21 protein-coding genes and 2 pseudogenes are annotated in these 24,182 nt (G+C 70.0%); 12 read left to right on the top strand and 11 right to left on the bottom strand.

Features of this window, described 5'->3' with window-relative positions; genetic code table 11:
• Nucleotides 1-178: 178 nt before the first annotated feature.
• The 3 genes from GGD89_RS19755 to GGD89_RS13895 all read left to right on the top strand — a co-directional run bounded on the left by GGD89_RS19755 (nucleotide 179) and on the right by GGD89_RS13895 (nucleotide 4,698).
• Nucleotides 179-2,158 (top strand): uroporphyrinogen-III synthase, encoded by a 1,980-nt coding sequence (locus GGD89_RS19755; RefSeq protein WP_221238473.1) that lies wholly within the window; start codon nucleotides 179-181, stop codon nucleotides 2,156-2,158.
• Nucleotides 2,159-2,162: 4 nt separating this feature from the next.
• A complete protein-coding gene (locus tag GGD89_RS20405) occupies nucleotides 2,163-3,374 on the top strand; it encodes a tetratricopeptide repeat protein (protein ID WP_184046291.1) in 1,212 nt (403 codons plus the stop codon).
• A 556-nt stretch (nucleotides 3,375-3,930) separates the two neighbouring features.
• Nucleotides 3,931-4,698, top strand: a complete 768-nt coding sequence (locus tag GGD89_RS13895; RefSeq protein ID WP_184046293.1) for a rhomboid family intramembrane serine protease — start codon at nucleotides 3,931-3,933, stop codon at nucleotides 4,696-4,698.
• 34 nt (nucleotides 4,699-4,732) lie between these two features.
• Here GGD89_RS13895 and GGD89_RS13900 read toward each other — a convergent pair whose 3' ends face one another.
• The 7 genes from GGD89_RS13900 to GGD89_RS20560 form a co-directional block, all read right to left on the bottom strand.
• A complete protein-coding gene (locus GGD89_RS13900; protein ID WP_184046295.1) occupies nucleotides 4,733-7,312 on the bottom strand; it encodes a sensor domain-containing protein in 2,580 nt (859 codons plus the stop codon).
• Between the two features lie 719 nt (nucleotides 7,313-8,031).
• Nucleotides 8,032-8,958 (bottom strand): NAD(P)-dependent oxidoreductase, encoded by a 927-nt coding sequence (locus GGD89_RS13905; protein ID WP_343058610.1) that lies wholly within the window; start codon nucleotides 8,956-8,958, stop codon nucleotides 8,032-8,034.
• 4 nt (nucleotides 8,959-8,962) lie between these two features.
• On the bottom strand, nucleotides 8,963-9,367 hold the full coding sequence (locus tag GGD89_RS13910; protein ID WP_184046297.1) for a tellurite resistance TerB family protein: 405 nt from the start codon (nucleotides 9,365-9,367) through the stop codon (nucleotides 8,963-8,965).
• Between the two features lie 93 nt (nucleotides 9,368-9,460).
• Complete coding sequence (modD, locus tag GGD89_RS13915; protein ID WP_184046299.1) at nucleotides 9,461-10,324, bottom strand: ModD protein; 864 nt, start codon at nucleotides 10,322-10,324, stop codon at nucleotides 9,461-9,463.
• Between the two features lie 30 nt (nucleotides 10,325-10,354).
• Entirely contained in the window at nucleotides 10,355-11,464 is a 1,110-nt protein-coding gene (gene modC / locus GGD89_RS13920) for a molybdenum ABC transporter ATP-binding protein (protein WP_184046301.1), read from the bottom strand.
• Nucleotides 11,461-12,135 (bottom strand): molybdate ABC transporter permease subunit, encoded by a 675-nt coding sequence (gene modB, locus GGD89_RS13925; RefSeq protein WP_246423115.1) that lies wholly within the window; start codon nucleotides 12,133-12,135, stop codon nucleotides 11,461-11,463. Before modB ends, modC begins: the two co-directional genes overlap by 4 nt.
• A 110-nt stretch (nucleotides 12,136-12,245) precedes the next feature.
• Nucleotides 12,246-13,421 carry an OmpA family protein gene (locus GGD89_RS20560; RefSeq protein WP_184046303.1) on the bottom strand — a complete coding sequence of 392 codons (1,176 nt, stop codon included), beginning with the start codon at nucleotides 13,419-13,421 and terminating at the stop codon, nucleotides 12,246-12,248.
• Nucleotides 13,422-13,908: 487 nt separating this feature from the next.
• Here GGD89_RS20560 and phaC point away from each other — a divergent pair, with 487 nt between their 5' ends.
• Together phaC and GGD89_RS13940 are read left to right on the top strand one after the other, a co-directional pair.
• On the top strand, nucleotides 13,909-15,720 hold the full coding sequence (phaC, locus tag GGD89_RS13935) for a class I poly(R)-hydroxyalkanoic acid synthase (protein ID WP_246423116.1): 1,812 nt from the start codon (nucleotides 13,909-13,911) through the stop codon (nucleotides 15,718-15,720).
• The gene (locus GGD89_RS13940) at nucleotides 15,720-16,076 is read left to right on the top strand and encodes a hypothetical protein (protein ID WP_184046305.1); all 357 of its coding nucleotides are present in this window, start codon (nucleotides 15,720-15,722) and stop codon (nucleotides 16,074-16,076) included. The genes phaC and GGD89_RS13940 overlap by 1 nt, the downstream gene beginning before the upstream one ends.
• Here GGD89_RS13940 and GGD89_RS13945 read toward each other — a convergent pair.
• Nucleotides 16,055-17,089 carry an NADPH:quinone oxidoreductase family protein gene (locus GGD89_RS13945; protein ID WP_184046307.1) on the bottom strand — a complete coding sequence of 345 codons (1,035 nt, stop codon included), beginning with the start codon at nucleotides 17,087-17,089 and terminating at the stop codon, nucleotides 16,055-16,057. The genes GGD89_RS13940 and GGD89_RS13945 overlap by 22 nt on opposite strands.
• Nucleotides 17,090-17,277: 188 nt before the next feature.
• Here GGD89_RS13945 and GGD89_RS13950 point away from each other — a divergent pair, with 188 nt between their 5' ends.
• From GGD89_RS13950 to GGD89_RS13965, 4 genes and pseudogenes are all read left to right on the top strand, one after another.
• Nucleotides 17,278-17,898, top strand: a complete 621-nt coding sequence (locus tag GGD89_RS13950) for an RNA methyltransferase (protein ID WP_184046309.1) — start codon at nucleotides 17,278-17,280, stop codon at nucleotides 17,896-17,898.
• 281 nt (nucleotides 17,899-18,179) lie between these two features.
• The gene (locus GGD89_RS13955; protein ID WP_184046311.1) at nucleotides 18,180-18,704 is read left to right on the top strand and encodes an invasion associated locus B family protein; all 525 of its coding nucleotides are present in this window, start codon (nucleotides 18,180-18,182) and stop codon (nucleotides 18,702-18,704) included.
• 127 nt (nucleotides 18,705-18,831) lie between these two features.
• Nucleotides 18,832-19,149 carry a transposase gene (locus GGD89_RS13960; protein ID WP_184046313.1) on the top strand — a complete coding sequence of 106 codons (318 nt, stop codon included), beginning with the start codon at nucleotides 18,832-18,834 and terminating at the stop codon, nucleotides 19,147-19,149.
• A gap of 266 nt (nucleotides 19,150-19,415) precedes the next feature.
• Nucleotides 19,416-20,384, top strand: a pseudogene (locus GGD89_RS13965) (IS1380 family transposase); the annotation flags it as partial.
• Nucleotides 20,385-20,484: 100 nt separating this feature from the next.
• Here the strand turns inward: GGD89_RS13965 and GGD89_RS13970 are convergent.
• Complete coding sequence (locus GGD89_RS13970) at nucleotides 20,485-20,982, bottom strand: ArdC-like ssDNA-binding domain-containing protein (protein WP_184046316.1); 498 nt, start codon at nucleotides 20,980-20,982, stop codon at nucleotides 20,485-20,487.
• Between the two features lie 338 nt (nucleotides 20,983-21,320).
• Here GGD89_RS13970 and GGD89_RS13975 point away from each other — a divergent pair, with 338 nt between their 5' ends.
• Nucleotides 21,321-21,500: a hypothetical protein gene (locus GGD89_RS13975; RefSeq protein ID WP_184046318.1), complete on the top strand. Its 180-nt coding sequence runs from the start codon at nucleotides 21,321-21,323 to the stop codon at nucleotides 21,498-21,500.
• 85 nt (nucleotides 21,501-21,585) lie between these two features.
• On the opposite strand, the gene GGD89_RS13980 is transcribed toward GGD89_RS13975, so the two are convergent.
• Together GGD89_RS13980 and GGD89_RS13985 are read right to left on the bottom strand one after the other, a co-directional pair.
• Nucleotides 21,586-21,864, bottom strand: a complete 279-nt coding sequence (locus tag GGD89_RS13980) for a CopG family antitoxin (protein ID WP_184046320.1) — start codon at nucleotides 21,862-21,864, stop codon at nucleotides 21,586-21,588.
• A complete protein-coding gene (locus GGD89_RS13985) occupies nucleotides 21,842-22,144 on the bottom strand; it encodes a BrnT family toxin (RefSeq protein WP_184046322.1) in 303 nt (100 codons plus the stop codon). The genes GGD89_RS13980 and GGD89_RS13985 overlap by 23 nt, the downstream gene beginning before the upstream one ends.
• 311 nt (nucleotides 22,145-22,455) lie before the next feature.
• Here GGD89_RS13985 and GGD89_RS20670 point away from each other — a divergent pair.
• Nucleotides 22,456-22,826 (top strand): annotated as a pseudogene (locus GGD89_RS20670) (recombinase family protein); the annotation flags it as partial.
• Nucleotides 22,827-22,916: 90 nt separating this feature from the next.
• Nucleotides 22,917-24,119, top strand: a complete 1,203-nt coding sequence (locus tag GGD89_RS20675; protein WP_425503043.1) for a recombinase family protein — start codon at nucleotides 22,917-22,919, stop codon at nucleotides 24,117-24,119.
• The last annotated feature ends 63 nt before the right edge of the window (nucleotides 24,120-24,182 follow it).

Genomic DNA, 24,182 nt, shown 5'->3' on the forward strand with positions numbered 1-24,182 from the left:
TCCACGCCACTCTCAGCCATCCCCAGACTATGACGGAGATGGCATCGTAAGGATGCAGATTGGTCGCCCACGGCCCCCTGGACCGTTGCCGCGACCGATCGCAGGCGGCATACCTTGCAGAGCCCTCAGTCGGCGAGGGTGGACGTCCACGATCGGATCACGGAGTTCGAAGACGACGATGCGCGTACTTGTCACCCGGCCCAAGGAGGACGCCGAGCGTTTAGCCATGCCCTTGCGGGCGATGGGCGCGACGGTGGTCAACGAGCCCATGCTGGTCATCATGCCGATGGCCGGTCCCAATGTCGATCTCACGGGCGCGCAGGCGGTGCTGTTGACCAGCGCCAACGGCGCCCGCGCGCTGGCCATGGCCATCGACCGCCGCGACGTGCCCGTCTACGCGGTCGGCGACCAGACCGCCCGGGTGGCCCGCGCACAGGGCTTCGCCACCGTGCACAGCGCCGGGGGCGACGTCGAGACCCTGGCGGACCTGGTGGCGAGGGATCTGGACCCCGCCCACGGCACCCTGTTGCATGCCGCCGGCTCCACCCGCGCCGGCGACCTGGCCGGCGTGCTGGGTGACCGGGGCTTCACGGTCCAGGTGGTGCGCCTCTATGACGCGCGGCCGACCGCCGCCCTGTCCAAGGACCTGCGCGACGCCCTGACGGCCGGCCAGATCGACGCGGCCGTCTTCTTCTCGCCACGCACCGCCAAGATTTTCGCCGAACACGTGCGCGGCGCCGATCTCGCGGACGCCCTTCGCGGCATGACCGCCTACGCATTGTCGCCGGCGGTGGCCCGCGCGCTGTCGGGGCTGCCCCTGGCCCAGGTGCGGGTCGCCGAGACGCCCGCGCAGGACGCGGTGCTCACGCTGATCCAGGCCGACGTGCGGGACGGCCGGCTCGTGGCCGACGCCCAGCCCATGACCCCGCTGGACGCGGCGCCGGCGGATGCCCGTGAGAACGACGGCGTGGACGAGGACGCGGAGGACGCGGAGGGCGAGGACGCGCGGCATGGCGACGATCCGGACGGCGACGATCCGGACGGCGACGACCGCACGCACGATGACGGCGAGGCGGCCTACGGTGGCTCCGCCGACGGCGAGGATCCCCATGACCGGGTCGACGACGCCGACGACACGGAACCCGTCGAGCACCGCGCCGTCCGCGCCGTGGTCGTCTGGGGCCTCGCGCTGGTGTTGCTGGTGGCCGGCATCGTCGTCACCATGCCCTGGTGGAAACCCCTGCTGCCACCCCCCTACCAGGCGCTGCTGCCCACCTTCCCCCAGGCCCCCGATTCGGCCGCCGTGGCGAATCTGCGGTCGCGCCTGGACACCCTGACCGCCGATCTGGCGACCCTGCGGGTGTCGGCGGACGAGACCACGGCCGCCGCGCTGGCCGAGGCGAGACTGTCCCTGTCCGCGCGTCTGGATGCGCTGGAGGGCCATCCCTCGGCCGCCTATCCGGACGTGGACGTCGACATCGCCCTGGCCGACGCGCTGGCGTCGGTGGCCGGACGGATCTCCACCCTGAGCGCCGACACCGCGACCTTACGGGCCGAGGTGGCCGCCCTGACCGCGCGGGTCGAGACCTTGTCCGAGGTGATCCCCCGCACCGACCCGCGCGCCGTCGCCCTGCTTATCGAGATCAGCCTGTTGCGCGAGCGCGTGAAGAACGGCCAGCGCTTCGCCGACGCCCTGAAGCCCCTGACCACCGCGCCCATCCTGGACACGGACCATGACTCGGCCCTGGCCGTTCTGAGCGCCCATGCGAACACCGGTGTGGCCACCCTGGCGGCCCTGCGTCATGGCTTCGAGGCCATGTCCGTCGACGCGGCGCGCACCGTCGACAGCCCCGATGGGGAGAGCCGGGCGGTGTGGGAAACCACACTCGCCTCGATCCTGTCATCCGAGACCGAGCGGCGGACCGACGACACACCGATGGACGGCACCCTGGGCACGTTGTTCCAGGCCGCCGTGCATATCGCCGACAACAAACTGGCCGATGCCGTCACCACCCTCGGTGCCCTCCAGGGCCCCGCCGCCGCGGCTGCCGCCGACTGGATGGCGGACGCCCATGCCCATCTGGCGGTGGATGCCGCCCTTGCCTCGCTGAGTTCGGCCGCCCTGGCCGGAATCGGTGGGGCTCAGACGACGGAGTAATACAATGGTTCGACTTTTCAGTCTGATTGGTCTCGCGGTGATCCTCGTCGCCGGCGGCGTCTGGGTGGCGAACCGCCAAGGCACCGTGACCCTCGACTGGCTGGGCTGGCACCTGACCGCCAACATGTTCGTCGCCATCGTCACCCTGCTGATCGCCCTGGTCGTGCTGTACTGGGTGGTGCGGGGCATCATCGCCCTGGGCTCGGTGATGTCCTTCGGCCCCGGTGCCGCCGAGGGCCGGTTGCGGGCCGCCGTGCGCGGCCTGGCCGAAGCCTACAACGGCCTGCGCAACGACAACGCCGGCCTGGCGCGGGTCGAGGCGCGGCGCGCCCGCCACGCCTTCCCGCGTGTCGGCAAGACCTACCCGGGCGCCCTGATCGAGGCCGACGGGCTGGCCCGCATGGGTCGCGCGAGCGAGGCCCGCGCGTTGTACCTGGCGTTGCTGAGCGATCGCGACGCCGAGCCCGGTGCCCTGCGCGGCCTGCTGGAGATGGCCACCCGGGAGGGCAACGAGGCCGAGATGCAGGAATGGCTGGAGCGGGCCCTGTTCAAGGTGGACAACCCCGCCTGGGCCGCCCGTCCGGCCATCGAGTTGGCCAAGCGCACCGGCCGCGTGATGAACGTGGAACGCGCCCTTGAGGTGGCCGAGCGCAATGGGGACGTCACCGCCGAGGAGGCCCGCGCGATGCGCGTCACGGCGTTCGTGGCCCAGTCCCAGGCCGCGGCCGACGCCGGCAAGTCCGGCGACGCCATCAAGCTGGCCCGCAAGGCCCTGGCCGTCGACGCCGGCTCCGCCAAGGCCGCCGGGCACGCCGCCCGCCTGCTGGCCGCCGACGGCAAGACCCGCAAGGCCGAAGAGATCATCGAGGACGCCTGGCGCCAGGCCCCCGATGCGGCGCTGGCGGTGGCGTGGCGCGAGCTTGCCGGCGACCAGGACGCCATGGCCCGCCTGAACCGTGTTCAGACCCTGGCCGCCACCAACCCGCATCACGCGGAAAGCCGCCTGGCGGTGGCCGAGGCCGCCATCGAGGCCGGCCTGTGGGGTCAGGCCCGCAGCCAGCTCGAGGCGCTGACCGGTGGCGAGGCGCCGTCGGCGCGGGCCTGCGTGCTGATGGCCGACGTGGAGACGGGCGAGAAGAACGACGCCGGGGCCGCCGCCACCTGGATGCGGCGCGCGCTGGAGGCCAGCGGCGTGGTGCCGGCCAAGGCCGCCTGATCCACGCGCGGCCACGCACCGCACACGGCGCGCCCTGGTCCGGTCCCTCCGGACGGGGCGCCCCTCCTGGCCCGGTTCGCGCCGCCGCGCGAGCCGGGCCATGGTGTTTGTGGCGGGTGGGACGTCGCCCCCCTCCCCCGTTGGCCTATCATGTTCACACTTCTTTTTCCCGTTGGCAGCTTACGTCCAAGGTAAAGCGGGGGCTGCCGCCCCCGACCCCCGCTTGGGAGGAGACCTCCCAAGCCCTCCTTTTTTTCTTTTCTAGAAAAAACTGGGGGTCTGGGGGCTGTGCCCCCAGTTAAAAACCGGGCATAGCCCGGTTCTACTTCGACGACCCAAATTAGCATTGAGATAAAGATGTGTGAATCTGGTAGCCCGTTGGCGCCGCGCACGCGGGATCCCCCCTGTTGACGGGTGTGTCCCGTCGTTCCACAAAGGGAAGGGGATCGCGCCCATCGTCCGGTGCCGCGCCCCGACCCCCGCCCGCCCGATCGCCGGCGGCATCCGCCGTCCCCTGACCCCTCCAGGTCCGCCCCAGACCGAGCCAGAGACGCCGATGCTGCCGCTTCGCGACGACAACCCGACCACCCGCGCCCCGTATGTCACCTGGATCCTCATCGGGGCCTGCGTGGCGGTCTTCCTCTATCAGTTGGGCCTGGACCCGCTGGAGGAACGGCGCCTGCTGGTGACCCTGGGGGCCATCCCGGCGGTGCTGCTGGGGCAGGAGTCGCTGCCGACCGAACTGGCCGTGGTGCCCGCCCTGCTGACCCCGGTCACCTCCATGTTCCTGCACGGCGGCGTCATGCACCTGGGCGGGAACCTCCTGTACCTCTGGATCTTCGGCAACAATGTCGAGGATGCCATGGGCGCCGCCCGGTTCGCCCTCTTCTACGTGGTGTGCGGCGTGGCGGCGGCGCTGATGCACGCCTTGATGTCGCCAAGCAGCGTGGTCCCGATGGTCGGCGCCAGCGGCGCCATCTCCGGCGTGCTGGGCGCCTACCTGCTGTTGTTCCCCTGGGCGCGGGTGTTCGTGTGGTTCGGCTTCGTGTTCCTGTTCTGGGTTCCGGCCGTGGTGGTGCTGGGGCTTTGGTTCGGGCTTCAGGCCCTGAGCCTGCTGGGCGACCCGGGCGGTGCCACCACCGGCGTGGCCTGGGGGGCGCACCTGGGCGGCTTCGTGGTGGGCATGGCCCTCACGCCCCTGCTGCGCCGACCGGGCTTTCCGCTGTTCAGCCGCCGCCGGCTGGTCCGCCGGGTGTCGATGATCCCGCGCGCCGACCAGGACCGAGGGACGCGCCGCCCGCGCGGTCCCTGGGGGCCGCGGTAGCCGGCGGGGCGGAACCGGACCACCGGATCCGTGGTCAGTCGGTCTCGGACCCCGGATCCACCCCGCCGGCCGGTCCCAAGAGCGCGGGCGACTGCGGCCCCATCGCGTCCAGGGTGGCGGCATCGACCGCCCCTTCCCGCGCCTGGGCCAGGTAGTCCGTGAAGTCGGCGACCGCCAGCGGCCGACTGACCCAGTAGCCCTGGAACAGCCGGCAATTGTTCTCGCGCAGCAGGGCCACCTGGTCCTCGGTCTCGACCCCTTCCGCGACCACGTTGAAGCCCAGGTTGCGGGCCAGCGAGACGATGGTGGCGACGATCGCGGTGTCCTTGGGATTCTGGCCGACGTCGCGCACGAAGGTCTGGTCGATCTTCAGGGTGTCGATGGGGAAGGTCTTCAGGTAGTTCAGCGACGAGTAGCCGGTGCCGAAATCGTCCATGGACAACGTCACGCCCATGGCCTTCAACGTGGTCAGGGTGTTGACCGCCCGCTCCACGTCGCCGGTCATGACGCTTTCGGTGATCTCCAGGTCCAGGCAGGTGGCGGGCAGGCCGGTGCGCGCCAGGGTCTCGCGCACGGTCTCGATGAGCGCCGAGTCGTTGAATTGCCGCACCGAGACATTGACCGACACGCTCGGCGGCGCGACCCCCCGGCGGCGCCACTCCACCATCTGCTGGCAGGCGGTCGCCAGGGTCCAGCGGCCGATGGGAATGATCAGGCCGGAGTCCTCGGCGAGGGGAATGAACTCCGCCGGGCTGATCAGGCCCAGGCGCGGATGGCGCCAGCGGATCAGGGCCTCGGCCCCCACCACGGTGCGGCCGTCGAAGCCCACCTTGGGCTGATAGTGCAGTTCCAGTTCATCGCGGTTGAGGGCGTGGCGCAGGTCGTTCTCCATGTTCATCATGGTGATCGAGCGTTGCGCCATGCCGTCGGCGAACTTCAGGTGGCGGCTGTCGCCGGAATGCTTGGCGTGATACATGGCCACGTCGGCGTTGCGCAGCAGTTCCTCGACCGTGTCGGCCTGGTCGGGGAAGTAGGTGATGCCGATGGAGGGCAGGCAGAACAGCTCGGTATCCAGAATCTGGAACGGCTCGGACATGGCCTGCACCACCTTGTCGGCGACCTGGTCGCCGATCGGGCCGTCGGCCACGTCCGTCAGCACGATCACGAACTCGTCCCCGCCCAGGCGACCGACGGTGTCGGACATGCGCACCACCTGCCGCAGCCGGCGCGCCACCAGCTTCAGCAACTCGTCTCCGGCGGCGTGGCCGAAGGAGTCGTTGATGTGCTTGAACCGGTCCAGGTCCAGGAACAGCACGCACACCCGGGTGCCGTCCCGACGCGCCTTCAGAAGCGCCTGCTCCAGCCGATCCATGATCAGGTAGCGGTTGGGCAGGTGGGTGAGCATGTCGTAGTTGGCCTGGAAGCGGATGTGCTCCTCATCGCGCTTGCGCTTGGTGATGTCGATGCAGGCGGCCACGAAGTGGGTCAGCGTGCCGTGGCGGTCGCGCACGGCGGTGACCGACATTTCCATGGGGAAGGGCACGCCGCTCCGGCGGGGTCCCCAGACCTCGCCGCGCCAGTGGCCGTTCTCCTCCACCCGCGCGAGCACCGAATCCTCGAAGCCGGGATCGTGCAGTTCCACCGCCGTCAGCCGCGCCGGGTGGTTCAGAAGCTCGGCGGCCTCGCAGTCCGTCATGCGCTGGTACGCCTCGTTGGCGCCCCAGACCAGCAGGTTGCGGTCGACGATGATGATGCCTTCGTGAACGCTGTTGACCACCTTGGCCATCAGCCGCAGGTTCTCGTCGGAGCGCTTGCGCTCGGTGATCTCCTCGACGGTGCCCTCGTAGAACAGCGTCGCGCCGGTCTCGTCGCGAACACAGCGGGCGTTCTCCGTGATCCAGATGACGCGCGCGTCCTTGCGCCGCACCTGGGCCTCGAAGTTCTCCACCACGCCGTCCCGGTCCATGATCGTGGTGAAGCGTTCGCGCATGCCGGCCTCGACATAGACCTGGTTGGAGATGTCGCGGCATGCCTCGATCAACTCCTGCGGATTGGCGTAGCCGTAGATGCGGGCCAGGGCCGGATTGACGTTGAGGTAGCGGCCGCCGGGCGTGGTCTGGTAGATGCCCTCCAGCGCATTCTCGAACAGCTCTCGGTAGCGGCGCTCGCTTTCCAGGAGCGCGCGTTCCATGTCGGCCTCGCGCGAGGCATCCTGCACCGTGACCTGCAACATGGGCGCGTCGTCGTCGCCGGCCCCCGAGGCGGGGTCCACGCACCAGGGGTCGTCGGCCGCCCGCAGCGGCGTGATGCCCAGGACGACGCTGACCGGCGCGTCCCCGCCGGCCGGTCGCAGGCGATGCACCAGCGGCCGGGCATGATCGGCCTGATCGGGTGGCGAGGTCCCGGACCGGCCAGCGAGCCACAGCAGGTCACGCACCGCGGGCTGATCGGGCTCCACGAACAAGGCGGCCAGATCCCGGCCGGCCAGACGCACCGTGTCCATGCCCATCATGACGCCCATCGCCGGGTTGGCGTACAACACGGCCCGGCCCCGCGTGACCACGAGGCCCGAGTCCAGATGCTCGATGAGGGTCCGGTGAAAATGGTCCGGCATGAGCGGCGCGCGCCGGGGCTCCGTGTCTTCACTGTCATCACGACCGACCGGCGCGCTCGTCCCAGACGGGACGGCGGCCGGCGGGCCCGGGTCGGTCCGATCGGGCGGCGCCCGTCGGCGGGTCCAGGGTTTCATGACCGGAGTGCTCCTTGGATCGCCTGGCGGCACTGGCTTGCGAAAGCCAGCCCTCCGACCTGGACCCGCCGGTCGCGGCCCTTCCTCCGGCACCGGGACAGACCACGGTGACCTTGGTCAGGGTCAGATGATCTTCCCTGGACTACATGAACACTCATTAATAAATCGTTGCATCCTGGGGCAAATACTCACCACTTTCGGAAACGGGCCAAAGACGCGCCACCTCTCCATCGTGACCTGAACCTCGCCGCTTCTATAATGAATGTCAAGGGAGTCAGAGACGACGTCAAGAGCTGTCGCGGGATCGCGTCAGGCCCGGCATGGGTCCGACTTCCTGTCCCGCGCCCCTGGCCAAGCGGGCCGAAGTCCTTGGATACGGCCATTTCTGGCGTGATCCGGCAGCGGATCCACCGTGGTCTTCGCGAGACGCGGCGGGCCGCGCGGCCCGCGCCCGCCCGCCATGGCGGTCGATGACGGGGACCGCCTAAAAACAGAATGAATGACAAACGTTCTCTTTTAGATGCCAGGATAACTACTCTGGGATGCGCTCTCGCGCCACATCCCCTCGACACCGGATCCGGCGCTCATCGACCCGGGCCGACTCTGTCATCAAGGACCCGGATCAGGGCCGCGTGGTCCAGATCCCCCTCCCCCCGGGCGATCAGTCGATCGTACAGGTCGCGGGCCAGGGTGGTCGCCGGCAGGGTCACCCCCACCGCCTCGGCGAGGGCGAGCGCCTGGTCCAGATCCTTGCGCTGGGTGGTAGCCCGCGCCCCGGGAGTGAAGGCGCCCTCCACCATGCGGCGGCCGTGCATGGCCAGCACCCGGGACTCGGCGAAGCCCCCGGCAAGAGCGTCGCGCACCCGCCCCGGATCGACACCGGCGCGGCGGGCCAGGGTCAGGGCCTCGGCCACGGCGCCAATGGTCAGGCCGACGACGACCTGATTGGCGGCCTTGGCCACCTGCCCGGCCCCCACGTCGCCCACGTGGGTGAGACGCGTGCCCAGCACCTGAAACACCGGTCGGGCGCGGGCGATGGCCGCCTCGGTCCCGCCGGCCATGATGGACAGGGTCGCCTGTTCCGCCCCCACCTGGCCCCCGGACACCGGCGCGTCCACGTAGTCGGCCCCTGCGCCGGCCACGCGCGCGGCCAGGGCGCGGGTGGTGGCCACGGCGGTGGTGCCCATATCGATGACCAGATGGCCGGGCCGCACCGCCCCCAGCAGCCCCCCCGAGCCGGCCACCACCGACTCCACGGCCGGGGTATCGCTCACGATGACGAGGACGACGTCGGCCGTTCGCGCCACCGCGGCCGGGGAGTCGGCGGTCTCCAGGCCATCGGCGGCCGCGATATCCCGGACCGAGGCTCGGCGCGCATGAACGATGACCTCGGCGCCGGCGGCCGCGAGGGCGCGAGCCATGGGCCGCCCCATCAGGCCGAAGCCGATCACGCCGACCCGCCAGCCGTCGAGCGACGGCAGCGCCGGCGCGGCCTCCGCCCCCCCGGTCACGGCATCAGCCCACGGCCCAGCGGGCGCGCGCGCCCCGCTCGATGCCGGCGGCCACCAGGCGGTCCAGATTCAGCCCGTGGCGCAGCATCTCCAGCACCCGGGCCTCCTCCGGCGTGACCTTGCCGTCGGCGGCGACCACGTCGAGCGCCAGGGCATAGGCGGTCTCGCGCAGCGGCACCGGCAGGCTGTCGCGGATGATGGCGATCAGGGTATCCAGTCCCTCCTCCCCGGTCAGGATTTCCAGGCAGGCCCGCGTGGTCTCGGGCAGGGTCTCCGGATCCACGTCGCGGAACACCGGCAGGGTCCGGACGGTATCGCCCATCAGCCGCAGTTCGGAATCCCGCATGTCGGTGTCGGCGACGGAGGCCAGCACCATGGTATAGATCAATGCACCCTGGGGGGTAATCATGGCTCGCCTGCCTCTGTATACGGTGGGTCGGTCGGCTCAACCGGGCGGCATGCCCATGCCTACGCTGGTTAGACCGTGGGCGGATACACGCCGTCAAGACCGATCGGCGGCCAGTGTCACCGCGACGTCGGCCGGCCGCGCGGTGTAGGGCCAGGACGTCACCAGCACCCGCGCCCCGGCCCGCACGTAGGCGGCCGCGTTGTCGGGGGTGACTCCGCCGGCGGCCGCGACCCGGGCGGGGGAGCCCGCCGGCAGGCGCGCGACCAGCGCGGCCACTTGATCGGGCGAGAATTTTTCCAGTTGCAGAACGTCGGCCCCATGGTCGGCGGCGGCGAGGGCCTCCCCGGGGGTCTTGACCTCGACCACCACCGTGCGCTCCGGACAGGCCCGTCTCAGCGCGCGGATCTGGCGATCCAGGGTCACCAGGGGCGCCTCGCCGTCGTCCGCCAGCACCGCGCGATGTTCCGGGAACAGCAGCACGGTGTCGGACAGACCGGTACGGTGCAGGCCGGCGCCCCCCGCCAGCACCGCCTTGGCCGACAGGGCGCGGGCACCGGGAACCGCCTTGCGGGTGCAGGCCACCGCCACGTCGGGATCGACCGCATGGGCGGCCCGCGTCAGCGCCCGCGCCGCCGTGGCCACGCCCGAGGCCCATTCCATCAGGGTCTGGGCCACCTTCCAGCCCATCAACAGGGCCTCGGCCGTGCCCGTCGCCTCCAGGATCGGCGCTCCCGGCTCCAGGGCGGCGCCGCTGGCGCAGGCCGGACGCGCCTCGGCGCCGATCAGGGTCAGCAGACGCGCGGCCTCCTCCACGCCGCACAGGCACAGGGCGTCGCGCGCGGCGAAGGTCATGGTCGCCCGGCGATCCGCCGGCGCCAGCGCGCGGGTGGTCAGGTCGCCATAGGGCGCGTCCTCCCGCAGGAAACCGAGCAAGGTGGCATCATCAAGAACGATCATCGATCCTCCGGAGCGGCGGCGCGGGGCCTGTCATTCCCGGTCCAGCAGCGCCACGCTCTTGACCAGGGCATGAAGGGACAGGCCGGGTCGCAGACCCAACCCCTCCCACGACTTGCGGGTGACGCGGGCCAGCAGGGTCGCGCCCTCCCCCATCTCGCCCAGGGCGAGGACAACGGTCATCTGGTGCGGCGCCAGCGGCTCCGCCCGCAGGATGCGCGCCGGCAGCACGTTGAGCACGCTGGAGCCCGTGGGCGGGCCGTCGCGGCACAGGCTGACCTCGCTGGCGGCGATGCGCAGCCGCCGGGGGCTGCCCACCGGACCGGCCGCGCCGGGCACCTGAAGGGTGGCGCCCGGCACCGCCACGACGGATAGGCCGTAGGCCTCGTCGTGACCCACCACGACCGCGTCCAGGACCTCGGCGGCCTCGGGCAGGCGAACCAGCGGCAAGGCCGGGTCGGCCAGCAACGCGGCCAGCGGCCCGGCGGCGCGCACCCGTCCGGCCTCCATCAGCACCAGGGTATCGGCCAGACGCTCCACCTCCGCCAGATCGTGACTGACATAAAGGACGGGAATGTCCAGGCGGGCGTGCAGGCGCTCCAGGTACGGCAGGATCTCGTCCTTGCTGGCGCGGTCCAGGGCGGCCAGCGGCTCGTCCATCAGCAACAGGCGCGGCTGGGTCAACAACGCCCGGCCCAGCGCCACCCGCTGGCGCTCGCCCCCGGACAGCACGGTCGTCGACCGGTCGAGAAGCCGCGCCAGCCCCAGCAGCTCCACCACGTCGTCGAAGGCCACGGGACGCGGCCCGTCGCCCCGCGCCCGCCGCTGGCCATAGCGCAGGTTGCCGGTCACCGACAGGTGCGGGAACAGGCTGGCCTCCTGGAACACGTACCCCACCGGACGCCGATGGGGCGCCAGGAAGCGGTGGCGGCCGTCCTGCCAGACCACGCCGTTGACGCTCAAGTGCCCCTCGGCCAAGCGCGTCAGCCCGGCGACGCAGCGCAGCACCGTGGTCTTGCCACAGCCGGAGGGACCGAACAGCGCGGTGACGCCCCGCGCCGGCACGGCGAAGCGGGCGTCCAGGGCGAATCCCCCCAGGCGGCCGGCGAACGCGGCCTCGATGCCCGGGGCACCGTCCCTCATCGGCCGACCCAGCCGGAGCGGCGGCCGATCAGCGACACCGTCAGGATCACCACGAAGGAGAACGCCACCATGCCGCCGGCCAGGGCGTGCGCCTTGCCCCATTGCAGCGTCTCCACATAGTCGTAGATGGCCACGGACAGAACCTTGGTTTCGCCCGGAATGTTGCCGCCGATCATCAGCACCACGCCGAACTCGCCGACGGTGTGGGCGAACCCCAACACGGCGCCGGTCAGGAAGCCGTTCCGCGCCAGGGGCACGGCCACGGTCAGGAAGGCATCCCAGGGACCGGCGCGCAGGGTAGCGGCCACCTCCAGGGGGCGCTCGCCCATGGCCTCGAAGGCATTGCGGATGGGCTGCACCACGAACGGCAGGGAGGCGATCACCGAGGCCACCACCAGCCCCTCGAACGTGAACGGCAGCGTGTGGCCGAACACCGCGCCCGCCGCCTGGCCCAGGGGGCTCGACGGGTTCAGGGCCAGCAGCAGGTAGAAGCCCAGCACGGTCGGCGGCAGCACCAGGGGCAAGGTGACCAGCGCCCCCACGCCCTCCTTCCACCAGGCCCGCGATCGCGCCAGCCACCAGGCCAACGGCGTGCCGACGATCAGCAGGACCACGGTGGTGATCGCCGCCAGCCGGACGGTCAGCCAGATAGCCTCGGTCATGGGATCCATGGACGCGGCTCCCCGGTCGGGACGGATGGCCTGCCGGTCGCGGCGGCGTCCCCCTTGAGACGAGACTCCACGCCCTGGCCGCCCGTCGCGGGACTCATACCCTGCCCGCGTCAGTAATCCAGATAGATCTCCGCGCGCCGGTTGCCGGCCTCGCCGGTGGGCATGATCTCGTAGTAGACGGGCTGGCTGTCGGACACCGATCCGACATACAGGTACTGCCCCGGCGTGCCCTCGCGCATCAGCGCCTCGGCCACGGCATTGGCCCGCTGCAACGAGATGGCGAAGTTCGCCATCTTATGGCGGGTGATGTCGGTGGCGGCGGTGCGACTGGAGGCATGGCCAATGACCCGCAGCAGGCCGCCGTACTGACGTTGCAACGCCGCGACCTGGCGCAGCACCTGGCGGTCCTGCCCCGACAGGCCGGCCGAGCCGTTGGCGAAGTAGATCACCGCCACGCGCTGGGTGCGCACGCCCGCGAGGGACGCATAGGCGGTCAGGGGCTGCGTGCCCGGCACCCCGGCCGCCGTCGCGGCGCCCGGATAGACCGGACCGGCGGCGCCCAGCGGCCCCCCGACCGGATAGGGTCCCTGCGTGGTGACCGCCCCACCCGGCGCCATGGTCATGACCCCCCGGGAATCGATGACGATGGGTCCGGAGGCGTAGGGGTTGGCGACCGGCGCCAGCGCGGGCGCCGGCGCCTGGGGCATGGACGCCGGCATGCCGCCGGGAGGCGCGACTCCACTCGGGCTCGTCGCCGGCGACGGGGCCGAGGACCGCGCCGACGGCGGCACCCGCGCCACCGCATCGCGCTCGGTACCCGGCAGCGGCGCGAGCGGCGTGCGCGCCAGCGCGTCCTCGCCGCCGGGCGCGCCCGTGGGCGCCTCGCCCGCGTCCAGGCGCGCGGCCGGCGGATTGGCGGCCGGCGCCTCGGCCGGTGGTGCGTAGTCCGGCGGCTGAACCTCCGTGGAGCGGCGGCGCTCGCCGCTCTCCAGGGCATAACGATCCTCGCGCCGGTCGGCGCGCAGGCCCTCGGCGATCTCCTCGCGCTCGCGCACCGGAGTGACGGCCGGTCGCCGGCTGGGGCTGTCGGCGATGTCGGGATAGTCGCCCGACGCCTCCGGCGGGGGATCATCGGCGCAAGCACCCAGGGCCAGGGCCGCCGCGAGGGCCACCACGACACCCGGTCGGCGGCGATCACGGCGGAACGCCGATGGCAGGCCCGCCCGGGGCTCGTGGTCCTGGGTGGTGCGGGTCGGTCGGCCTGATCCTGGCCTGGTGTGTGTCACGCGCACGATCCCCTCGTATCCGTGTTTGTCTGGATCCACCCGACGATCCCCGGTCTCACGGGTCCCGGACCGCCCCAATGATCAACAGGCCCCCATGGCAGAGGCCCCGTGGCCTCCCGGACGACCCGGGGTCGGCTCGGCCACGGGCGTCGATGGTCCGTCTCGATGACCGCCGGCATCATACGCTGCCACACAGCCCAGAACCCGCCCTTTCCGCGTTCCCTCACCCGGGCCGGGACCGGGCCCGCCGAGGTCCCGGAGGGTCCGATCTCCGCCCCCGTATCGTTCCGCCGCGCCCCCAGCCCTTGCCGCCATCGCCCCCGATGCCCACGTCGAACAGGTCCAAGGGCCTGACGGGGGCGCGCCCCCTCCTCATTGCCGGCAAGGCGTGGTACACCACACGGGAACGGCGGCTTGCCCAATACGCGTCGAGGGAGCCGGCCTGGACACCTGCGTTCGTGCGGAGCGGATGATAGAGGAAGGCACGATGGCCGATCAACAGGGCAGCACCGGCGACCACCCGACACACCCCGATCCCAATGAGTTCGCGCACGCCATGGCGGACATCGCCGAGCGCAGCCAGCGCTTGATGAACGATTTCATGCGGCGCCAGGCAACCGGCCAGATGATGCCATTCGGCGACCCCTTGAACGTCAGCGAGGCGTTCCTGGACATGACGGCGCGCATGATGGCGAATCCCGCCAAGATCATGGAGGCGCAGTTCAACCTGTGGCAGGACTACATGGCGCTGTGGCAGAACGCGGCGCAACGCTGGCTGGGCCAGGAAACGGAACCCCTGGTTCGCCCGGACAAGAGCGACCACCGGTTCCGCGACGACATGTGGCAGGAAAACGAGGTTTTCGATTTCATCAAGCAGTCCTACCTGGTGACGTCGCGCTGGATGCTCGGCCTGGTGCACGATCTCGAGGGCGAAGAGAGCCTGATCGGCCGCAAGGCCGACTTCTACGCCCGTCAGTTGGTCGATGCCATGGCGCCGACCAACTTCTTGATGACCAACCCCGAGGTTCTGCGCACCACCTTTGAAAGCAAGGGCGAGAACCTGCTGAAGGGCCTGGAGCACCTGCTGGCCGATCTGGAGCGGGGCAAGGGTCAGTTGCGCATCACCATGACCGACGAACAGGCGTTCGCGGTGGGGGGCAACATCGTCAACACCCCGGGCAAGGTGGTGTTGCAGAACCGCCTGATGCAGCTCATTCAGTACTCGCCGAGCACCGAGACAGTGCATAAGACTCCGCTGCTGATCATCCCGCCTTGGATCAACAAGTACTACATCCTCGACCTGCGCGAGAAGAACTCGTTCGTGCGCTGGGCCGTGTCCCAGGGCCACACGGTCTTCATCATCTCCTGGGTCAACCCGGATGAGACCTACCGCGACACCGGCTTTGACGACTACCTCCAGTTGGGACCGCTGGAGGCCATGGACGCGGTCCAGAAAATCACCGGCGAGCCTCAGGTCAACCTGATCGGCTACTGCCTGGGCGGGACGCTCCTGGGCGTGCTGCTGGCGTGGCTGCACGCCAACGGGCAGCAGGACCGGGTGGCCTCGGCGACCCACTTCACCACCATGCTGGACTTCTCGGACCCGGGCGAACTGGGCGTGTTCATCGACCCGGAAACCCTGGACCACCTGGAACACGAGATGTTCGAGCGCGGCTATCTCGACGGCGCCGAGATGGCCACCACCTTCAACATGCTGCGCTCCAACGACCTGATCTGGTCGTTCGTGGTCAACAACTACCTGATGGGCAAGGAGCCCTTCCCCTTCGACCTGCTGTACTGGAACTCCGACAGCACGCGCATGCCGGCCGCCATGCACAGCTTCTACCTGCGCCGCTGCTACCTGGAGAACGCCCTGAAGGACCCGGGCACGGTGTCCGTCGCCGGCGTGGACATCGACCTGACCACCGTCAAGACACCGTCCTACTTCCTGTCGGCCCGCGAGGACCATATCGCCCCGTGGGTGTCCACGTTCCGGGGCGCGCAACTGTACAGCGGCCCGACACGCTTTGTTCTGGCCGCCTCCGGCCATATCGCGGGCGTGATCAATCCGCCGGCCGCCAACAAGTACTGCCACTGGATCAGCGCCAGCCGGTCCAAGGACCCCGAGAAGTGGTTGACGGCGGCGACCAAGCACGACGGTTCGTGGTGGCCGGACTGGGCCAAGTGGGTGGAGCGTCACGCCGGTGGCGCGCAGGTGCCCGCGCGCATCCCCGGCGAGGGTCCGTTGCCCGCCCTGGAGGACGCGCCCGGCAGCTACGTGAAGATGCGGGTCGCCTGATGACGGGGCACCACCACGCCGCATGCGCCGGGGTCGCGGTGTGTCTGGTGGCGGGCGTCGCCCTGGCGCTGGCACCCGCCCGGGCCCAGACGCCCGCCGACGCGCCACCGGGGCACGCGGCCGCTTCCGTGCCCGTGGAGGCCCTGTCTCCGGTGGAGATGATGGAGGCGTACCGCCGCTCCTGCGGCGGCGAGGCCGGACGCGCCGTCTCCCGCGACGGCGCCGAGGCGGCACGGACCCATGGCCAGCGCTGCGACGCGCTGGCGCGCGCGATCCAGAAGATCGACCTGGACGATCGCCGCGCGGGCAGCGCCGACCTCGCCCGCCCGGACTTCTACGCGCCGCGCGGGGAGTAGGATCGCCGTCCGTTCTGGCTTGGTCGGCAGGCATCCGGCGCGATCCTCAACACAAGCTTGCCCGTCACCCCCCGGCCCAGCAGGGCGTCGATGGCCTCGACCACCTGCTCCAGGGGATACTCGGCCGACACGCGGGGCCGCACCCGCCCCTCGGCGTGCCAGGCCGTGAGCGCGTCCATCGAGGTCCGCACCCGGTCCGGCGCCAACCGCATGTAAGCGCCCCAGTAGAAGCCGATCACCGACAGATTCTTGACCAGCAGCCGGTTGGCCGGGACCTGCGGCACCGTCCCGCTGGCGAAGCCCACGGCCAGCAGACGGCCGTCGGGCGCGGTACACCGCAGACTGGCGTCGAACACATCGCCACCCACCGGGTCATAGACAACGTCGGCGCCGCGTCCGTCGGTCAGCGTCAGCACCCGCGCGCGGATGTCTTCGGTCTTGGTGTCGATGGCATGGTCGGCGCCGTGCTCCCGGGCCACCGCCAGCTTCCCGGCGCCGCGCGCCGTGGCGATGACCGTGGCCTCGCCGGCCTTGGCGCATTCCACCGCCGTCAGGCCGACGCCGCTCCCCGCGCCATGCACCAGTACCACCTCGCCGGGCTGAAGCCGCGCGCGATCGAACAGCCCGAAGTGCGAGGTCCCGTAGGCGATGGGGAAGCTGGCGCCGACCGCCATGTCCATGCCCGGGGCCAGCGGCCAGACCGCCCCCTGAGGCACCACCGCCTCCTCGGCGAAGGCCCCGTTCGGTGGCATGGCCAGCACCCGGTCGCCAGGGGACAAGCCCGCCACGTCGGCGGCGACCTCGATCACCGTGCCGGCCAGTTCAAAGCCGGGCACGAAGGGCGGTTCGGGTTTTTCCTGGTACCGCCCGGCGGTGATCAGGCTGTCGGCGAAGTTGAGGCCGGCCGCCGCCACCCGAATGCGGACGCCGCCCGGCACCATGGGCGGTGGCGCGATGTCCTCGACGCGCAGGTCCGTGTGCGAGGAGAAGGCGGAACAGACGACGGCACGCATGAGCGAGGCTCCTGATCAGGGGATGAACATGGACCGTCATGGACCGGACGCGGACGTCACAAGACCTTGATCCCAACGGGGGGTTGGGCATGATGCCCGATCCGCCCCGGCGACCCAATCCCCCTCCGACGCGGTTGGCCGGGGCGTGGGGGTGCCGACCCGTCCTTCCTCCAGCCAACAGGGTGTCCATGCGCGGTTATTTCGGGATCGGTGTCGAGGGCATCAGCAAGGCCTACAATGTGGGAAGCGTGTTTCGCTCCGCCCATGCCTTCGGCGCGAGCTTCGTGTTCACCGTCGCCGCCTGCTACGACTCGCGCGCGGCCCAGGCCACCGACACCTCGGACACCATCAGCCAGGTACCCTTCTACACCTTCCCCGACACGGCCGGCCTCGCCCTGCCCAAGGGCTGCGCGCTGGTGGGGGTCGAACTGTTCGAGGACTCCATCGACCTGCCGAGCTTCCAGCACCCTCTTCGCGCCGCCTACGTGCTGGGGGCCGAGCGGCACGGCCTGTCGCCCGCCATGGCGGGCCGATGCGACTATATCGTGAAGATCCCGACCCGCTTTTCCCTGAACGTGGGCTTGGCCGGCGCGCTGGTGATGTACGATCGCGTCATCAGCCGGGGTCGCTGGGCGCCGCGCCCGGTGACCGAGGGCGGTCCGCGTCAGGACCTGACACCGCATGTGCACGGCGGTCCCACGTTCCGCCGCCCCCAGGCCATGGAGGCGCACCGCGCGCCACCTCCCCTGGCCGAACTGGCGGAGACGGAGCGGGTGGAGCGCACCGGACGGGGGCGACCGCGCGACTGAGCCGGCCAGCGCCCGCCCCGCCCTGTCATCATCTCGCCATCTCTTCACCAGAATCGTCGGCTTGGCTTATGGCCATCCCAAGGGCGGGCCTCGGCGGACCGGCGCGGTCGGGGCTTGATCCGGACGGCGCCTCGCGGCACAGTCTGTGCGGTCGCGGGGGCACGCCCCCCGCTCGGCGGTCGTGCCCCGCCCCGCCCCGATCCCGTCTTTCCGCCCCATTCAGGGTCCCGCGTCGCACCGCCGAGGCCAGCGACGGCCCCCATCCAGGAGGATCGCCAGCGATGTTCGCTTCCATGCGCGGCCTTTTCGTCCTCGCGCTCGTGGCCACCGTTTCCGCCGGGTCGGCGTCGCTGGCCCTGGCGCAGGACGTCAAGACCATCGAAAAGTTCAAGGACTGGACGGCCTACACCTACGAGGAACAAGGCAGCACGGTCTGTTACATGGCCAGCCAGCCGACCAAGGAGGAAGGGAACTACTCGGTGCGCGGTGACGTCTACGCGATCGTCAGCCATCGGCCCAAGGAGGGCGCCACCAACGTGGTCAGCTTCATGGCCGGCTATCCCTTCAAGGACAAGAGCGAGGTAACCGTCACCATCGACGGCAACACGTCCTTTACCCTGTTCACCCACGAGGAAAACGCCTGGGCCTATGACGAGGATGACGCGCGGCTGGTGGCGGCCATGCGGGCCGGTGGGCGCATGGTGGTCAAGGGCACGTCGACGCGCGGCACCCTGACCACCGACACCTACTCGCTGATGGGCTTCACCAATGCCCATGGGGCCATCTCCAAGGCTTGCGGCCAGTAGAGGCAAGGCCGCCGGCACCGGGCGGACGGACGCGAGCGAGGGACCCTTCAGCCCACGGGTCGGTCTGCGCCGGAGTGGGGCGTGACGGAGATGGATTCGCGGAATCAATTCGATAACGGGACCTCGCATGCTCTTTTCCGGGTTCGGCCCACGCGCGGTCATCGCCGCCTTCGACGGCGGCGAGATCACCTCGGACGCCGGCGGCCTGCTGCTGCGGGAGACCGCCAAGCGCCTGGACCTGTTCCCCCGCATGGCGGCCTGTTTCGAGGATCGCCGGGACCCGGGTCGGGTCCGCCATCCGCTGGCCGACCTGCTGGCTCAACGCGTCACCGGCATCGCGCTGGGCTACGAGGATCTCACCGATCACGACACCCTGCACCATGATCCCCTGTTGAAGCTCCTGGGCGAGGCGAAGTCTCCGGGCGCGACAGGCCGGCTCCCCTAGCCGGGAGTTCCACCCTGGGGCGGGTGGAACGGAGTTTCGAGGACAGCGACCGGCGCTACCACAAGATCACCGCCTAGCCGAACCGGCTCCAGGACCTGTACGTGGACCTGTTCACCGAAAGCCACGACACCCCGCCCAAGTGCATTGATCCAGACAAAAGATGCAGCGAGCATCATTTGTCTGGATCGAAAATGCACTAGATTCAAAAAGTTGTGCAGCGACCTTTGCCGTCAAGGGTGTAACCCTTGACGGCGTCGCTGCACTGGCGGATCACCCTGGACCTCGACGCCACCGATATCGAAACCCACGGCCACCAGGTCGGCGGCTTCTTCAACGGCACCTACGAACACCGCTGCTTCCTGCCGCTGTATGTCACCTGCGGTCCCCATCTGCTGCTGGCCAAGCTGCGTCCCGGCAACGTCGACGGCGCCAAGGGCGCGAAGGCGGCCATCAAACGCATCGTCGGACGCATCCGCAAGGTCTGGCCCAAGGTCCAGATCCTGGTGCGGGGCGATTCCGGCTTCGCCCGCCCGAACCTGATGACCTGGTGCGAGGCCAACCACGTCGACTACATTTTCGGCCTCGCCCGCAACGATGTCCTGCTGCACAAGGCCCGCAAGGTCCGCTCCAGAGCCGCCGTCGACTTCATGGCCACGGGTCAGACGGCGCTGGCGTTCGGTCATTTTACTCATATGACCCGCTCGAAGAGCTGGACACGGCCACGCCACGTGATCGTCAAGGTGCTGCACCGGGAAGGGCGGGAACAACGCTGCCGGTTCCTCGTCACCTCGCTGGACTGGGACTCCCCGCGGGTGGCCGAGGCCCTGCGCGAGGCCCGGGACGCCCACGAACAAAGCGACCAGACCCCGCCCCGCGACCTGATGTCGCGCGTGATCTACGAGGCCATCTACTGCCCGCGCGGCGACATGGAAAACCGGATCAAGGAGTGCCAGCTCGACCTGTTCGGCCACCGGGCGTCCGCCCATGGCTTCAAGGCCAACCAGACCCGCCTGATCCTGGCCGGGTTCGCCTATGTGCTGATGACCCAGTTGCGCCTGCGCGCCCTGAAGGGCACCGATCTGGCCAGGGCCGCGCCTAACACCATCCGCCAGAAACTTCTCAAGATCGGCGCCCGGGTCATCACCTCGGTCCGGCGGATCAGGATCGCCATGCCCGACGCCTGTCCGACCCAGGGGATGTTCTTCGCCGCGTGGCGATGCCTGGCGCCTCCGTAAGCCTCCCGCCCCCGCCGAAAACAGAAAAAGCGCGCCGCTTCCGCCGGAAGAACGGCTTCGCATGTCCTGGTCTCGGGACTTTTTCTTTTATTAGTTGCATTCACGCGGCCATAGGCCCCGTTTCGCCATCCACCCCTCCCGGGCCGGCGACAGGACACCGGAAAAACCGGCACCGAAAGCCGAAACTGGGCCGCCGAAGACGCCGAAAAAAGTCCGGTGACCGATCCGGGATAAAGGGAATGTGCTGCTCGACGGTCTCGCCCTCATCAGTCTCATCGGTGCGGGTGATCGTGTTGGCGTAGACGACGGGCGAGCCCTTCTCGCCCTTGCGGACGTGCGCCCCCAGCTCCTTCGCCTGGCGGAACGTCATCCACATGGGCGAGGCGAAGCCGTGCTCAAGGGCAGCGGTCCACAGCATCAGGATGTTGATGCCGGCATAGGGCACGCCGTTATGGCGCAGCGGCCGGTTGACGCGGCCGGCGGCGTGCTCGGCGCTCCAGGGCTTTTCCCAAGGACGAACGCCCTTTTCCAGTTCGGCGATGATGCTGTCGGTGACCCGGGTGTAGATGTCCTGCCGGGGGGTGGTGTCGCGGGTCATGGTCCGTCTCCTTTGGTTCGTGCGGTCGACGGGCCGGAGAAGGACCCTCCCTCTCCTGATCGACTCCGTCACGAAACCGAAGACGTCCTCTTCCTCTGATGGCCTCGGCTGGGGCCGGGCGCTGAGTCCTCGTGAAGACCGCAGGGCCTTCTCCGCCGGAGCGACGGCCGGACCTGCCGGTGTATTGAGCGGACATGCCGAAAGGGCGGCCGTCCTCCGTCTTGTCCGCTTTGCGCGGACCACCGCCCACGGGCGCCTTCTGACCCCCATGATGATGCCGGGACGGGGCGAAAGGCTCCGATGGGCGGGGCCTCCAAAGCGAGACGGAGGAAACGGCCATGCACGTCCCCACACACACCGACCTGAGCTGGCTGTCGCTCGACGACCTGAAAGGCCTGTATCTGAAGGTCTTCAACGCGGCGGCAACGGCCCGGCCGAACACCGCGACCCGCCGCCGGGCCATCGAGGCCCGGGAGGCCATCGCGCGGGAGCTTCGGTCCCGCCGCCCGGCGCCGTAACCCGGCCGGACACGGCCCCGGGCGGGCGGACCGCATCCCGCGGCCCGCCCGTTTCGACGGTCAGGAGAGAGAGCGAGCGTTCAGGTCAAGGACGGTCGCCGGAGAGGGCGCGTTCGATGGCCTCGCGGATGAAGCGTTGGTAGGGCATGCCGCGCGCCGAGGCCCGGGCCTTGACGGCATCGAGCAACGGCTCGGGCAGGCGCATGTTCACGCGCGCGTCCTTGCGGCCGAACTCGAAGCGGGCCGGCTGAAAGCCCGAGAGGTCATACGCGGTCAGATCAGCCGCCTCGACGAACCGCTCCGCCTCGGCGTCTGTCTCATGGCGCGGGAGTGGGGTCCCCTTACTGTCCGGTGTGTCGCTCATAGTGCTCGATCTCCTTTCTGTGCATGAACCGGGCGCTGATCGGCCGGATCAGGGTCACGCCGTCCCGCCTCCGCAGCGTGAACACGAGGAAGACCATGCGGCCGGCGGCGGTCTTGCCGATGGCGTTGTAGCGCGTCTCCCGATCCTGCGGCGTGCGATCGGGCAGGATCATCGGGGTGCTGTGGAAGACCGCCTCGATGTCCTCGCGCGTCACGCCGTGCTTGGCGCATTTCGGCCCGTTGCCCGCATCCCAGTCGAAGCCGTCCACCGCAAACATCATGGAAGAAGCATAGCCGTTTGTGTGTACATTTGTCAAACAACGCGACCCACTGCTATCCCGCCCGCCACGAGGAATCCGCCGTCCGGACCGCCCTACCCTGGGGGCATGGACAGGGCACGCACATCGCGGAAAGCCCGCGGCGGGAAACAGGCGAACGGCGCTTCGGCGAGTCCGGACCCCCGGCTGGTCGCGCTCGTCAAACTGCTTGCGCGGCAGGCGGCCGAAGCGGAGTATAAACGCCTCCTCCGCACGCATATGTCCGTCCAGCCGCCGGCCCGTTCCGGCCGGCCCCCGCCGGAAGAGTCCGCGCCATGACCATCGCCGCGATCTACGCCCGCTATTCCTCGTACCTGCAGAACCCGGCCTCGATTGAAGACCAGGTGCGCACCTGCCAGGCCTTCATCGCGTCGCGCGGCTGGACACCGGCCGGTCCATTCACCGACCACGGTCTGAGCCGCGCCGATCCCCGGCGGCCCGGGTTCCGGCAGTTGCTCCAGGCCATCGACGCCGGCGAGGTCCAGGGGTGGTGGCCGAGGCGCTGGACCGCCTCAGCCGCGACCAGGAGCACATCGCCGGCCTGTTCAAGACCCTGACCTTCCGGGGCGTGGCGCTGGTCACCGTCGCCGAGGGCGAGGTCAACGAGCTGCACGTGGGCCTCAAGGGCACCATGAACGCGCTGTTCCTGAAGGACCTGGGCCAGAAGACACGACGCGGCCTGGAGGGACGGGTGCGCGCGGGCCGTTCGGCCGGTGGTCTGTCCTTCGGCTACGAGATGGTCCGGCAGGTCAACGCGCGCGGCGAGGTCGACGCCGGGCACCGGCGCATCAACGAGGCGGAAGCCGCCGTGGTGCGGCGCATCTTCGAGATGTTCGCGGGCGGCACCGGCCCGCGCACCATCGCCCGTATTCTGAACGAAGAGGGCGTGCCGGGCCCGCGCGGACGGCCCTGGCGCGACACCACCATTCGCGGCCACAAGGCGCGCGGCACCGGCATCCTGCGGAACCAGGAGTACATCGGCCGCCTGGTCTGGAACCGGCAACGCTTCATCAAGGACCCGGCCACGGGCAAGCGCGTCTCGCGGCCCAATCCGCCGGAGACCTGGGTCATCACCGCGGTGCCGGACCTGCGGATCCTGGACGACGATCTTTGGACCCGCGTCCAGCGGCGCCTCGACGATATCCGGGAGTCCGAAGGCGTGCGCAAGGCTCGGGAGACCCAGTTCTGGACGCACCGCCGCCCGGAGACCCTGCTGGCCGGCAAGGTGACCTGCGCGGTGTGCGGCGGGGCCATGATCTCGGCCGGCAAGGATTATCTGGCCTGCGGGCGCGCCCGGGCCGGAACCGACTGTTCGAACCGCAAGGGCCTGCGCCGGGGACCGCTGGAGGACCTGATCCTGGCCGCGCTGAAAGACCAGTTGATGGCCCCGGACCTGGTCGAGGACTTCTGCGTCACGTTCCGGGAGCACATGGAGGCCCAGCGCGTTCAGGCGCAGGCGAACCGCAAGACGGTCGAAGCCGACCTTGAGAAGGCCGAGCGCAAGATCGCCTCACTGATCGACGCGATTGCGGAGGGATTCCGCTCCCCCGATCTTCAGACCCGGCTGGATACGCTGTCGGCGCACCGGGACGACCTGCGCGCCAAGCTCTCGGCGGCTCCGCCCGCGCTGCCGCCGTTCACCGTCGACCTGGCGACGCTGTACCGCCAGCAGGTCGGCCGTCTTCACGCCACGCTTCAGGACCCGAAGACCCGGCAGGAAGCGGTGGAGCACCTGCGCACCCTGATCGAAGAGGTACGCGTCGGCCCGCCCCTCGATCGTGGCGGCCGCGAAGTGGAGCTGATCGGCGAGATCGCGTCCATGATCGAACTGTCGCTGGGCGCACACGCAAAAAAGGCCGCCTCCGGAGAGGCGGCCTTGGATGCCGACGTGCGGCGTTCGGTCAAGGTGGTTGCGGGGACCTGCCCGGCGGTTATGTAACGCGTTACGCAGTCGCCCTACAGCCGCGCAACAACAAGAAAAAATCATAGCCTCGAAGCTCGT

The organism is Roseospira visakhapatnamensis, assembly GCF_014197915.1.
Lineage (GTDB): Bacteria > Pseudomonadota > Alphaproteobacteria > Rhodospirillales > Rhodospirillaceae > Rhodospira > Rhodospira visakhapatnamensis.

Excerpts from the sequence above, each read along its gene's own strand:
- GGD89_RS19755 (WP_221238473.1), top strand. The coding sequence starts at position 179 with ATGCGCGTACTTGTCACCCGGCCCAAGGAGGACGCCGAGCGTTTAGCC.
- GGD89_RS20405 (WP_184046291.1), top strand. The coding sequence starts at position 2,163 with ATGGTTCGACTTTTCAGTCTGATTGGTCTCGCGGTGATCCTCGTCGCC.
- GGD89_RS13895 (WP_184046293.1), top strand. The coding sequence starts at position 3,931 with ATGCTGCCGCTTCGCGACGACAACCCGACCACCCGCGCCCCGTATGTC.
- GGD89_RS13900 (WP_184046295.1), bottom strand. The coding sequence starts at position 7,312 with ATGCCGGACCATTTTCACCGGACCCTCATCGAGCATCTGGACTCGGGC.
- GGD89_RS13910 (WP_184046297.1), bottom strand. The coding sequence starts at position 9,367 with ATGATTACCCCCCAGGGTGCATTGATCTATACCATGGTGCTGGCCTCC.
- modD (WP_184046299.1), bottom strand. The coding sequence starts at position 10,324 with ATGATCGTTCTTGATGATGCCACCTTGCTCGGTTTCCTGCGGGAGGAC.
- modC (WP_184046301.1), bottom strand. The coding sequence starts at position 11,464 with ATGAGGGACGGTGCCCCGGGCATCGAGGCCGCGTTCGCCGGCCGCCTG.
- modB (WP_246423115.1), bottom strand. The coding sequence starts at position 12,135 with ATGGATCCCATGACCGAGGCTATCTGGCTGACCGTCCGGCTGGCGGCG.
- phaC (WP_246423116.1), top strand. The coding sequence starts at position 13,909 with ATGGCCGATCAACAGGGCAGCACCGGCGACCACCCGACACACCCCGAT.
- GGD89_RS13940 (WP_184046305.1), top strand. The coding sequence starts at position 15,720 with ATGACGGGGCACCACCACGCCGCATGCGCCGGGGTCGCGGTGTGTCTG.
- GGD89_RS13945 (WP_184046307.1), bottom strand. The coding sequence starts at position 17,089 with ATGCGTGCCGTCGTCTGTTCCGCCTTCTCCTCGCACACGGACCTGCGC.
- GGD89_RS13950 (WP_184046309.1), top strand. The coding sequence starts at position 17,278 with ATGCGCGGTTATTTCGGGATCGGTGTCGAGGGCATCAGCAAGGCCTAC.
- GGD89_RS13955 (WP_184046311.1), top strand. The coding sequence starts at position 18,180 with ATGTTCGCTTCCATGCGCGGCCTTTTCGTCCTCGCGCTCGTGGCCACC.
- GGD89_RS13960 (WP_184046313.1), top strand. The coding sequence starts at position 18,832 with ATGCTCTTTTCCGGGTTCGGCCCACGCGCGGTCATCGCCGCCTTCGAC.
- GGD89_RS13970 (WP_184046316.1), bottom strand. The coding sequence starts at position 20,982 with ATGACCCGCGACACCACCCCCCGGCAGGACATCTACACCCGGGTCACC.
- GGD89_RS13975 (WP_184046318.1), top strand. The coding sequence starts at position 21,321 with ATGCACGTCCCCACACACACCGACCTGAGCTGGCTGTCGCTCGACGAC.
- GGD89_RS13980 (WP_184046320.1), bottom strand. The coding sequence starts at position 21,864 with ATGAGCGACACACCGGACAGTAAGGGGACCCCACTCCCGCGCCATGAG.
- GGD89_RS13985 (WP_184046322.1), bottom strand. The coding sequence starts at position 22,144 with ATGATGTTTGCGGTGGACGGCTTCGACTGGGATGCGGGCAACGGGCCG.
- GGD89_RS20675 (WP_425503043.1), top strand. The coding sequence starts at position 22,917 with ATGGTCCGGCAGGTCAACGCGCGCGGCGAGGTCGACGCCGGGCACCGG.